This window comes from Psychrobacter sp. M9-54-1 (genome assembly GCF_016613355.1).
Classification (GTDB): Bacteria; Pseudomonadota; Gammaproteobacteria; order Pseudomonadales; family Moraxellaceae; genus Psychrobacter; species Psychrobacter faecalis.
Genome location: NZ_JADGFW010000019.1, coordinates 116,443 through 128,742, shown reverse-complemented (window position 1 = coordinate 128,742; position 12,300 = coordinate 116,443). Strand labels below are relative to the sequence as shown.

At 44.2% G+C, this 12,300-nt stretch carries 10 protein-coding genes; 5 read left to right on the top strand and 5 right to left on the bottom strand.

The genetic code is table 11. The features are described 5' to 3' along the window. Window positions 1-91 precede the first annotated feature (91 nt). Complete coding sequence (locus IQ457_RS08605; RefSeq protein ID WP_200662836.1) at window positions 92-1,393, bottom strand: MFS transporter; 1,302 nt, start codon at window positions 1,391-1,393, stop codon at window positions 92-94. Between the two features lie 91 nt (window positions 1,394-1,484). Beyond that, complete coding sequence (locus IQ457_RS08600) at window positions 1,485-3,155, bottom strand: phospholipase D family protein (protein ID WP_200662835.1); 1,671 nt, start codon at window positions 3,153-3,155, stop codon at window positions 1,485-1,487. 15 nt (window positions 3,156-3,170) lie between these two features. Here IQ457_RS08600 and IQ457_RS08595 point away from each other — a divergent pair, with 15 nt between their 5' ends. From IQ457_RS08595 to IQ457_RS08575, 5 genes are all read left to right on the top strand, one after another. Further along, a complete protein-coding gene (locus tag IQ457_RS08595) occupies window positions 3,171-3,332 on the top strand; it encodes a hypothetical protein (RefSeq protein ID WP_200662834.1) in 162 nt (53 codons plus the stop codon). A 361-nt stretch (window positions 3,333-3,693) separates the two neighbouring features. Further along, complete coding sequence (locus IQ457_RS08590) at window positions 3,694-4,983, top strand: O-succinylhomoserine sulfhydrylase (RefSeq protein ID WP_200662833.1); 1,290 nt, start codon at window positions 3,694-3,696, stop codon at window positions 4,981-4,983. A 99-nt stretch (window positions 4,984-5,082) separates the two neighbouring features. Then, entirely contained in the window at window positions 5,083-5,412 is a 330-nt protein-coding gene (locus IQ457_RS08585) for a YbaB/EbfC family nucleoid-associated protein (protein WP_200662832.1), read from the top strand. Between the two features lie 120 nt (window positions 5,413-5,532). Beyond that, window positions 5,533-6,126 carry a recombination mediator RecR gene (gene recR, locus IQ457_RS08580; RefSeq protein ID WP_200662831.1) on the top strand — a complete coding sequence of 198 codons (594 nt, stop codon included), beginning with the start codon at window positions 5,533-5,535 and terminating at the stop codon, window positions 6,124-6,126. Window positions 6,127-6,268: 142 nt separating this feature from the next. Beyond that, the gene (locus tag IQ457_RS08575; protein WP_200662830.1) at window positions 6,269-7,603 is read left to right on the top strand and encodes an HRDC domain-containing protein; all 1,335 of its coding nucleotides are present in this window, start codon (window positions 6,269-6,271) and stop codon (window positions 7,601-7,603) included. Between the two features lie 30 nt (window positions 7,604-7,633). Here IQ457_RS08575 and IQ457_RS08570 read toward each other — a convergent pair whose 3' ends face one another. The 3 genes from IQ457_RS08570 to gcvP form a co-directional block, all read right to left on the bottom strand. Continuing rightward, window positions 7,634-8,308, bottom strand: a complete 675-nt coding sequence (locus tag IQ457_RS08570; RefSeq protein WP_200662829.1) for an esterase/lipase family protein — start codon at window positions 8,306-8,308, stop codon at window positions 7,634-7,636. 108 nt (window positions 8,309-8,416) lie between these two features. After that, window positions 8,417-9,037 carry a hypothetical protein gene (locus IQ457_RS08565; RefSeq protein ID WP_200662828.1) on the bottom strand — a complete coding sequence of 207 codons (621 nt, stop codon included), beginning with the start codon at window positions 9,035-9,037 and terminating at the stop codon, window positions 8,417-8,419. Between the two features lie 329 nt (window positions 9,038-9,366). Next, entirely contained in the window at window positions 9,367-12,264 is a 2,898-nt protein-coding gene (gene gcvP / locus IQ457_RS08560; protein ID WP_200662827.1) for an aminomethyl-transferring glycine dehydrogenase, read from the bottom strand. Window positions 12,265-12,300: the final 36 nt, after the last annotated feature.

Sequence of the window (12,300 nt, the reverse complement as noted above, 5' to 3'; positions counted from 1 at the left end):
TACAATGTGGCTTATCCCGAACTGGGGTTAAGTTAAATAATAGGAAAATCAATAACAAAGCAAAAATAGGGAAAAACTCAGTAATTATTCTCTAAATCACTTCATCAATTTTTTTGAATTCAGGCAAATTATAAAAATAAATGCCCATGATAATGCCGATAAAGCCTACAAAGGCAATGTATAGCGCCGGCGAAAAGCTGATATATAAAGTGGCGTAACCAAGCCCAAAAGGCACCAACACTCCGACAATCCCATAAGCAACATTATAACAAAGTGCCATACCTGTCAGGCGCACGTTGGTGGGAAATAATTGTACCAAAATGGCCGGAACCATGCCCACAATACCCGCACAAAACCCTAACAGCGCATACATGATAAGAATGTAATCGCCACTTGCTTGTAGATGATAAAAGAATGCAAACATCTGCGCAATCAATAAGATAGAACCAATGGCCAATACTTTACCAAAGTTTTGATGGTTGGATATGATCCCGTAAAACACACAGCCGAAAATCATAAATACGATGCCTAAACTGTGTGAAAAGCCAAATAAATCATTATCCAAGGTAAAACGCAGCTCAATTAAATCGGGTAGGAGTAGAATGATAACGGTGGTGATACTGGCTATGATAAAGGTGAGTAGCAAGCCGATAAAGATAGAATGCTTACAATGCTTAAAGAGCAGGATAAAGGGTTTGGCAATATAATCACGCGGCTTTGCGGCTTTCATGGCGATAAAAAATGGCGATTCATCTATCCAGCGCCATGCCAATAAAGGCAGCACGCTTAGGATGGCCGCCATAAAAAATGGTACCCGCCAGCCATAAGCGGCCAGTTGCTCTGTGGTCATGGAGTTGGTTAGCCAAAGAAAAAAGGCGTTGGAAAATAGTACACCGACAAAAAAGCTTGCCGTCACATAACTACAGGCGACTGACAAATATTGGCGCGGCACATGCTCTGACACAAAAACCCAAGCCAGCGGCACAAAAAGCCCAAACGCCATCCCTTGTATTAGGCGTAAAATAATGAATAAAGCAGGCGCAGCCATACCCCATTGCGCATAGGTTGGCAAGCAGGCCATCGCCAACAAGCTTGCAGCGGTCACCAAAATACTCATTAATAATATCGGTTTTCGTCCACTGATATCACCAAAGCGCCCAAAGATAACCCCGCCAAACGGACGTGCCAAATACCCAATCGCAAATAGCCCAAGCCCTTGTATTTTCGCCATCGCCGCGCTGGTATTAGCAGGAAAAAAGGCAGCGGCTATGATATCGGCAAGATATAAATAAATCAAAAAATCAAAAAACGCGACTGCGCTACTAAAACAAATAAACAGTACGGCATTTCTATCTTTAGAAGACATCAGAGCATATTGAGAACGAGAAGGCATAATAGATCACGCATCCACTTAAAGAGGGGTTTATTAAAATGGGTAAATAAAGCGTATGAAATAACAATCGTGCGATAAAAGTATTGGCTATCTATAACAACCAATCAATCGGTAGCCATGACATGATGGCCAGCCAAACATGATCACTAATATCGACGCGCGGCTCTGAATCGTAAACGACCTTTTCACCCGCTTCTACGGTATGCCACTGCAAACTGCCATTTTCTAACAACTTAACTTCATAGGCTTGACCCAATAATTCATCGCTGAGCGCGCTATGCAATTGTTTTGCCAGCTCCTCGTCATTGATAATCACGCCCATCTCGGTATTGATGTTGGCGGAGCGCGGATCGACGTTATATGAGCCGATAAATACTTGGTAGTCGTCAACGGCAAAAGTCTTGGCATGCAAGCTGGTAGACGATTGACTGCGCGCCTTCCAAAGCTTGTTTTCGCGTTTTTCTTCAGAAGCGGTTGATTTTAGCTCGTAGATTTTTACTCCAGCTCGCAATAAGCTTGGGCGCCATTGACTGTAGCCAGAGTGCACAGCGGTCACATCGGTGGCATCAAAAGAATTGGTCAAAATCTTGATATCAATTCCCGCTTCTGCCAGCTCGACCAGCGTATTGACCCCATCTTTGGTTGGGACAAAATAGGATGAAATAATCGTCAGACGTTTGGTCGGACTGCCCAATAAGGTACGCAGCTGATGCACCAGATTGGTATCGGCTGGGACAGTTTTGGTCAATTTGCCGACGTCATCGCTTAAAAACTGCATGTCAGTCCAGCGAAAGGGCACGCGCTTATTAATTAGGTCACTATCAATAGAGGAATCTTCGATAGCGGTTTTATAGACGTCTAAGCTGCTCTTACTGTTGTTTTTTTCATCGGCTCTTAGTTTGTCTAAACCCTCTAAGAAATCAGTGGTTTCACCCTTATCAAGGGTGGCAAGGGTTTGGATATCAAAGGAGATGGGCGCTGACCAATAACTGGCAAAGCTGTTGTCAATGTCAGCGACCACTTTACCGATAAGTAAAACGTCTAAATCGGCAAATTGGCTGTTTGTATCATTGCTTAGGTATTCATCGCCAATATTACGCCCGCCAATGATGGTGATTTGCTTATCAAAAGTCATGCTTTTATTATGCATGCGCCGATTGATGCGCGGTAAACCCGTGACATAGTTCAAGGTTTGAAATTTACGGTACATCAATGGATTAATAATACGTACCGCGATATTTGGGTGGCTAGCAAAACGCAATAAATGCTGATCGAATTTGGCGCTATTATTAAAATCATCTAACAACAAACGAACGATAACACCGCGCTCGGCCGCGTCCCATAAGTCCTTTAGCATCAGCTGTCCAGCTTGGTCATCGTGCCAGATATAATATTGAGCATCGATATTACGCGTCGCCATACTGGTCAAAATACTGCGCGAAGCAAAGGCGTTGGCACCGGTCACAATCGGATGATAACCGGATAAATCAGGGTGAATCTCGTTTTGTTCACTAATAGCGGCGACTAGGTCAGTGCTATCCGTCTTTGCATTAGGGTTTGGACTGTTTTGTTGGCCGTTTTTTTGATAATTGTTTTGCTCGCGACTGCCTTGTTGGTATAAGGCATCAATACGCGCCGATAAAGCTTGGCTTTCAGGTAAATGGGGCTGTTTTGGTAAACTCTGACAGCCACTAAGACCTAAGGTGAGTCCGAGTGTTAAGCTCAATGATAAGTTAACGGGTTCTATACTGAACATCGACATAAATGAGTGACCTTAGTGGACCTAGATACAATGAAGCGCTTGTTAAAGATGGGCTTGAGTGTGTTTGCTGTTTTTACCGATGATAGCACTGATTATGGAGCGCGTGACAGTCTCGCTCAAGGCAAAATTCAAAGCGCCGCTAAGCTTAGCAGCTGTCATCACCTGTGCCTATTGTAAATACGTTATTTTTTTGGCTTACAGCACCTTATCTGGCTATGATTTAGAAATCGTACAGTCATCGTTTTTTCTTGCATTTTCTTGCATTGAGTCGTTAGAAATATATGAGCCCGTTTTGGCAAAATTATTTAATAATAACTGCTTAATAACGATTGCCCAATAACAGAAGTTTCATAACGAACGCTTAATAACAAACGCTTAATGATAAATAAGGGCCAAACACTATGCAAAAATAATATTTAGCATGCCTTTGAAACCAGCTGTTTGGAATAAGTTGCCATGCTATGATAACGCGAATGAATGGTGTTTATAATCAAAAATAAGCCGTCTGTTTAACAATCACCCGGGCAATGGAAAACTTATGAGTCAATCGCAAGCGCATGATGATAGCAATTTGAATAAATTAGACCCCAACTGGCGCGATGATGCGCTCAATTTAGATCTTGATTATGGCATGCAAACCATCGCGGTGCGGGCAGGGCAACATCGTACCGATGAGTGCGAGCATTCCGAGCCGATTTTTACTACCAGCTCTTATGTTTATACGTCGGCCGCCGATGCAGCCGCGCATTTTAATGGTAGCAAAACGGGTAACGTCTACTCGCGTCATACCAATCCTAGCGTGCGCACCTTTGAGCGTCGTCTGGCCGCGCTTGAAAATGGCGAGCGCGCCGTTGCGACCGCATCAGGCATGGGGGCGATTTTGACCATGTGTTTGGCATATCTCAAAGCAGGTGATCATCTGCTAGCAGCCAATCAGTTATTTGGCTCATCGATTGGTTTGTTTAATAATTATATGGCAAAGTTTGGCGTTGAAGTCAGCTACGTTGATTGCTTTGATAATGAGGCGTGGGCAAAGGCTGTGCAGCCAAATACCAAGGTGATTTATTGCGAAAGCCCAAGCAATCCGCTCGCGCAAATTTGCGATATCGGTTATTTAAGCAAGCTGTGTAAAGCCAGTGATATTTTATTGGTCGTCGATAATTGCTTTGCCACGCCCGCGCTGCAGCGACCGTTAGATTTGGGCGCCGATGTGGTCATTCATTCTGCAACCAAATACTTAGATGGGCAAGGTCGCGTCTTGGGGGGCGCCTTAGTCGGTAACGATAAGCTGATGCAAGAAGCGTTTACTGTCGTACGCTCGGGTGGTATCAGCATGAGCCCGTTTAATGCGTGGGTCTTTACCAAAGGGCTTGAGACACTAAAATTACGTATGCAGGCGCATTGTCAAAATGCCAATCAAGTGGCAGAATTTTTGGTCAATCATCCCAATGTCAGCACGGTACATTTTTCAGGATTAAGCGACCAACCCGCGCATGAGCTTGCGACCCGTCAGCATCATATGAAGGGTGGCTACGGCGCTATCATGGGTTTTGAAGTAAAACCGTCAGCCAGTGCTCATTCAAATAAAAGGGACGAAAAAGCGGCGGCGTGGCATGTGATTGACTCAACGCAAATGGTCTCGATTACTAACAACTTGGGCGACGCCAAAACCACGATTACCCATCCTGCAACCACCACCCATTTTCGCCTAAGCGCCGAGGCGCGCGCTGAATCAGGTGTGACAGATAGCCTTATCCGTCTGTCGGTTGGTTTGGAAGATGTGGAAGATATCATCAAAGATTTGGCGCGTGGTTTAGACAGTTTGTAAAGATAACGGTATAATCACCGTTAACGCATAAATTTTACGTTATTAATTATCATTAGCTATTAATAATTACTTATTACTATAAAAGACAAAGAGGCAACTATGAATATTCAAGCATTGATGCAACAAGCACAAACGATGCAAAAGAAAGTCGAAGCAAACGTTGAAAACGCCAAAAAAGAGCTGGCTACCAAAGAAGTACAAGCCGAAGCGGGTAGCGGTCTGGTAAAAGTCACCATGACAGGTCGCCATGTGGTCAAACGTTTGACCATCGACCCAAGCCTGTTGGAAGATGAGCCAGATATGATTGAAGATTTAATCGCTGCGGCCATCAATGATGCAGTTCGCCAAGCCGATGAGCTCTACGAAGAAACCATGGCTGGCGCGACCTCAGGCATGGGTTTACCACCAGGTATGCAAGGTCTGTTCTAAATAATGGTTTTTAAGTATAAAAACTGCCGCTTGAACACAAAAATGGGGTTGTTATCGACACGATACGACCCCATTTTTATAGCTACGATTTATAAATTAAGTTAAATAAAGGAAGCTACTTTGCTGACAGCCAAATTTGATCAGCTGGTCAAACAGCTGCGTATTTTGCCGGGCGTGGGTCAAAAAAGCGCCCAACGTATGGCGCTGCATTTGCTCACCAAAAAACGTCCGCAAGGCATGGCACTGGCGCAGGCGCTTGATGAGGCGATGCGTGAGATTGTCGAATGCCAGCGCTGCCATAGTTTTAGTGACGAGGCGATTTGTCCATTATGCCAAGACCCAAGGCGTGATGATGGCTTGCTGTGCGTGGTTGAAACCGCAGCAGATGTGATGGCTATTGAACAAACGGCGGGTTACCGTGGACGTTATTTCGTCTTAGGTGGTCACTTATCGCCAATAGACGGCATCAGTGCCGACGATTTAAATATCGACCAGTTGGTCTGGCGGGTGAAGCAAGAGCCGGTTGAAGAGTTAATTTTAGCGACCGGTACAACGGTCGAAGGTCAAACCACCGCCCACTTTATCAGTGAGGCTGTCAGCCGTCATGTCAATAAAATCACCCGTTTGGCGCAAGGCGTTCCGATGGGCGGCGAGCTTGAATATCTTGATAGTATGACCCTTGGGCAAGCGATGCAAAATCGCTCATTTTTGTAATGTTTCTGTCTCTCTGATATCACTGCTTTTTTAAAACAAAATTTTGTTCATCTGATTTTATGATATTGTTATAATTCTTTTTTCATTTTATTAAGGCGCGGTTTAGCGTTTTATTCTCTTCTATTTAAGCAGGTATCTGCCCGTGTCAAACCATGTTTCAACAGTTTCAAGCGCTCCAACCGCCTCTACTCAATCAAGTACTCCCAAAAATGCCGTTAGTGATGACAATTTAGTAAAGCAAGCAATAAATAGTGATACACAAGCAGCAGATTTGCCGCCAGAGCCAGATATCGATGCACTGCTAGATGCCGCCGATGAGGCGGCTGTTACTTGGGTACGTAAGCAGGAAGATTTGGCTGAAGTTATCGATGCATTGGCAACTTGCGGGCGGGTGGCGTTAGATACCGAATTTATCAAGCGCGATACCTATTATCCGCGTTTGGCACTGGTACAGCTCAATACTGGTAACCATGTATATTTATTGGATGCGCCGCAGTTGCAATTGGCTGAGCTGTGGCAAGCGTTGGCTAAAGTGGACGTGGCAATTTGGCATGCATGCGGCGAAGATTTAGGGATTTTTTATCTGTTGTCTGGCTGTCCGCCATTGACCAATATTTTTGATACGCAAATTGCGCTATCGTATTTGACTGGGCAGTTGCAAATGGGCTATCAGCAGGCGCTTGATGAGCAGTTAGATATGCACATTGATAAAGAACAAAGCCAGTCTGATTGGCTACAGCGTCCGCTGTCAGATGAGCAAAAGCAGTACGCGATAGATGACGTACGCTTTTTGCCCGCGCTTTATTTGAGCCTTGAATACGAATTAAAAAAGCAAGGTCTGTTTAAATATGTATGGGCGGACTGCCAGCTTTATGCCAAGGATTTATATGACGCCCAGCATATGGCAGATGATGAGATGTACCTAACGATGGCAGATTATCGTTATACCTCGGAGCAAATGGCGATACTACAAGCGGTTGCGACGTGGCGCGAGGAGCTGGCGCGCGCGACCAATCAACCGCGCACCTTTGTGATCAAAAAACAAGCCATGCGTGAAATCATTACGGAAAAACCCAGCAGTATGCGCGAGCTTGCGCATAAAACCACCATGCACCGTAGCATGCTGCGCTTATATGGTGAAGAATTGCTAAAGGTGATTAAAGAAGCAAAAAACCTGCATCCTGCTGAGCATCCAGATTGTCTGTTGCCGCCGTATCGCTCAAAAAATAAAATACTGTCAAAAGCGGTACAACAAGCAATCGATGAGCAAGCCAAAAAAATTGGCGTACCGGCCAATGTCTTGATGCGTAAAAAGTGGCTCGCGCAGCTCTATGAAGTGATTGCCTTTGATAAAGATTTAAGCGAGCTGCCAGAAGGGCTAAAAGGCTGGCGCAATGACTGGGTTATACAAACCTTGATACCGGTGATTGAGCAGCACAAAACCGAGTTGCAGCAGGGTATGGGCATAAAAGCTTAAGACAATCTCATATATGAGGCTTGGTTAAGCTTAGCGTTTAAACTGTCCATATTGCAAAAAATACTTGGTTTGTGCGGCCACTGTTTTATCGACCAGCATGCCAGTATGCGAGACGGGCAAGACAATATGATCAGTGGCTGCCTCTATTTTAGTTTCTTCTATATATACTGTGCCATCGTGTAGTAGATGTTCTGCTGATGGCATATTATTTGTCTTACAAAGTTTGCGATTATGATACTGCAAAAATAACTGCCCTAAGCCATAAGGACGATTACCGGCAATCACGCCTAAGGTAATATGCTCCGGTAAGGGCGCGACGGTTCCATCTAGCGCATCGATGTACGAGCGTCCCACCACAGCTGGGGTTAGGCGCCAAATATAATCTGCACAAACACTACCTAAATGCGGTGTCCCGAGCGTTACGCAACGCCCAATTTGCCATTGTGGATATTTAGTGACAAAGTCACGAATAATCAAACCGCCCAAACTATGACCGACCAAATCGATTGGCTGGTCAGGGTGATGGTGCTTTTCTAGCCAATCATTTAATCGCGCACTATTGGTTTTGATGCCATCACGCATACTACGATAGCCATATTGGTGGGTATTAGACCCTGCTGCTTGCAAGCGTTTGGCCAATGGCCGCATAATCCAAGCGGTTTGATGCAGACCATGGATGAGAATGACGCGGTTTTTTTGTGGCATGGCGTTTTCCAACAAAGTAAAAATAGTTTTAGTAACATATAAAAAAAATACTAAAAATATGAAGAACCAGTCTTTATAACTCATATAATCTATGTATATTAATCTAGTTCAAGTTTGACTCATTTTACGGAGCTCTATTCCCAACCTTATATAGCAATATATAATAAGGATAATCGAGAAAACAAATGCCCAACCTAGAAAGCTTAGGAAGTACTTATCCCAATGTTTATAGACAACAAGTTGGTAGTTGTGACTCAGCTTTCTGTTTTCTTCAATTTCTTGATTTTCTAAATAATCTACAAAGGCGCCACTATCATCATATCCAAAGCAGTTTTGTTCCCACCATCCATTATAATGCTGAGTTTTCCAAATTACTTCTTTATAAATACCATATAATTGTGCTTTGCACAGCTTTTTTTGGAAGTTATTACTAACTGCGCTAGGACTGCTGTTAAAAACTGATACTCCTAATACATTAGCAGTAGTAATAGGTTGATCATTAAACAACACAGTCTTCTGGTCAAGTAGGTTTACTTTAACAACTTGACAGATTGCGATTTCGTTATGTCGTTTTTTTTCACAGCTGATGTTTAACTTATAGTCATTAAAATAGATACTGATAACTGTGGCTAGAGCAGCAAAAAACATGATGCCTGCTGTGAGTATGACACCTTCAAGCTGAATGGGCTCGTGATTAGACACTGTCGTATTTTTATTTGCACGAGTCATTTTAGCTATTCCACATAAGATTAAATGAGAAGATCATTATAAAGCGTTTGCTTATAGAAACAATTGTGGTTTTAATTAACTATGGTTGATTAAATTTGAAAAGAAGCAAGCGCTGGTGAGATGAGTTTTACGTAATATCTACAGTGACGAAGTCGCACAGCAAGCAAGATACCAGTAGCAGGCTATTCTGGTCATCCTCTGTTTTATATAGAATTAATAATGCTAAGAGCATAATAAGTCAGATAAAGTAAATACAAAATAAAAACCTCCAAATCAGCTACTGACTTGGAGGTTTGTTTTTATATCAACTATTTATCTTTGTTTGAAAACTACATATAGTTTTCGATACTTGGGCAAGAACACATGAGGTTCTTGTCGCCGTAAGCATCATCAACACGTGCCACACTCGGCCAGAACTTATGGGTGCGGATGTAAGGCAGTGGGAATGCAGCGGTATCACGGCTGTACGGATGTGACCATTGGCTGCTAGTAATCATCGCCGCGGTATGCGGTGCATTGACCAGTGGATTGTCTTCTAATGTCCAACCATCTTCGCCAGCTTTGGCTTTCATTGCCTCATTTTTGATAGATTGTAGCGCACTGATAAAACGATCTAACTCTTCTTTAGATTCAGACTCAGTGGGCTCAATCATCAAGGTGCCTGCAACTGGGAAACTCATCGTTGGTGAGTGGAAACCATAATCCATCAAGCGTTTAGCAATATCACTCTCGGTGATGCCAGTTTCTTCCTTTAACGGGCGAATATCGATGATACATTCGTGAGCGACGCGGCCATTTTTACCCGTATAAAGAATAGGGTAGTGGTCTTTCAGCTGGCTGGCAACATAGTTGGCATTTAATAATGCAAGCTCAGTGGCTTTTAGCAGACCATCACGGCCCATCATCGCGATGTACATCCATGAGATAGGTAAGATACTCGCTGAACCATAAGGTGCTGCTGATACAGCTGAGCAATCATTTTGCGCATTATGTACAGGGCTCAACGTATGGTTGGCCATGTATGGTGCTAAGTGTGCTTTCATGCCAATAGGGCCCATGCCAGGACCGCCGCCGCCATGTGGAATGCAGAAAGTTTTGTGCAAGTTCATATGTAGTACGTCTGCACCGACATCAGCAGGCTGCATCATGCCGACCTGCGCATTCATATTGGCGCCGTCCATGTATACTTGACCGCCATGCTTATGAATCAAATCACAAATATGACGAATGCCTTCTTCAAATACGCCATGTGTCGATGGATAAGTAATCATCAAGGCACCTAAACGCGCGCTGTGCTCTTCACATTTGGCGGTCAAGTCATCGATGTCTACGTTACCGTTTTCATCGGTTTTCACCACGACGACTTGCATGCCCATCATCATGGCGGTAGCAGGGTTGGTACCGTGCGCTGACATTGGAATTAGGCAAACATCACGGTCCGTTTCGCCCAATGACTCATGGTAACGACGGATTGCTAAGAGACCAGCGTATTCGCCTGAAGCGCCAGAGTTAGGCTGCATAGACACTTCATCAAAACCTGTGATGGCTTTTAATTGCTCTTGCAAGCTATCAATCATTGCAATGTAGCCAGTCACTTGACCGCGTGGCGCAAATGGATGCACATTGGCAAATTCAGGCCACGTAATCGGTAGCATCTCACTGGTCGCATTCAATTTCATGGTACAGCTACCGAGTGAAATCATGCTACGGTTCATCGCCAAATCTTTGTCTTCAAGCGATTTTAAGTAGCGCAGCATTTCATGTTCGGTATGATGCGAGTTAAAGACTGGATGGGTCAAGATGTCATCGCTACGCAAGTGAGCGCCATCGAGTGACACGCGAGCTTCTGTTGGCAAGTCATGAGCTTTACTGACAAATAGTTGCGTTAAGACATTAAAATCTTGCGCATCGCTAGTCTCACTAAAGGCAACACTTAATTTGGTGTCGCCAAGACGCCATAAGTTGTAGCCAATATTGTCGGCGTTTTCAAAAATCTGCGTTGCCATTTTTTCTGAACCACAATCAACGACGACACTGTCAAAGAATTGATCATGTACCACATTTAAATTGCTATCGTTAGCGCCTTTAATAACATCAGCAAAGGCAGTCGCAAACGCATGGATACGAGTGGCGATACGCTTAACGCCATTTGGACCATGATAAACGGCATACATACCAGCTAGATTGGCAAGTAATACTTGTGAGGTACAGATGTTTGAGTTGGCTTTTTCGCGGCGGATATGCTGCTCGCGAGTTTGCAGTGCCATACGTAGCGCGGTATTGCCTTGCGAGTCTTTAGAGACACCAATGATACGACCAGGTGCTGAACGCTTGGCTTTATCCGAGAAGGCAAAGTAGGCGGCGTGTGGACCACCAAAACCCATCGGAATACCAAAACGCTGAGTGCTACCGAGTGCTACGTCTGCGCCCATATCGGCTGGTGACTTTAATAGCACCAAGCTCATGATGTCACTGACAACGCTCACATAAGTTTTGTTTTTCTTTACCGCCGCAATAACATCGGTTAAGTCTTTTACATCGCCTTCAACACCGACGTATTGGAAGATAGCACCGAAATAATCACCTGATTTAGCCAGTTCGAAATCACCAACCACCACTTCCCAACCAAAATATTTGGCACGAGTATTAATGACATCTAAGGTTTGCGGATAGATACGCTCATCCACAAAAAACTGGTTTGATTTGCTTTTGCTCACACGCTTCGACATGGCCATCGCTTCTGCCGCAGCCGTTGCTTCGTCAAGTAATGACGCGCCAGCCATCTCCAAACCTGTTAAATCAATACAAACTTGCTGGAAGTTAAGCAGTGCTTCTAGGCGACCTTGGGCGATTTCTGCTTGATAAGGCGTGTAAGCAGTGTACCAACCTGGATTTTCAAGGACGTTGCGCTGAATCACTGCTGGCATGCGCACAGGCGAGTAACCTTGACCAATATAGCTCTTATTAACCGTGATATCGTCTGCCATGGTACGTAGTTTAGCAAGCGCGGCGTGTTCACTCATGGCCACAGGTAAATCTAGCTCTTTATGCAAGCGCACAGGTTCAGGCACGGTATCATTGATAAAGCTTGCCATATCTTGATAACCAACGGCATTTAATAGGTCGGCTTGTTTGGTATCATTTGAGCCTAAATGACGATAGACAAATTCAGCTTCGTTGAATAAACCTTGAAAGGTATCAAACGTTGGGTTTTGAGAGATAGTCATAACAGTCCTTGATAAAAGGGATGATAAAGGAGATGG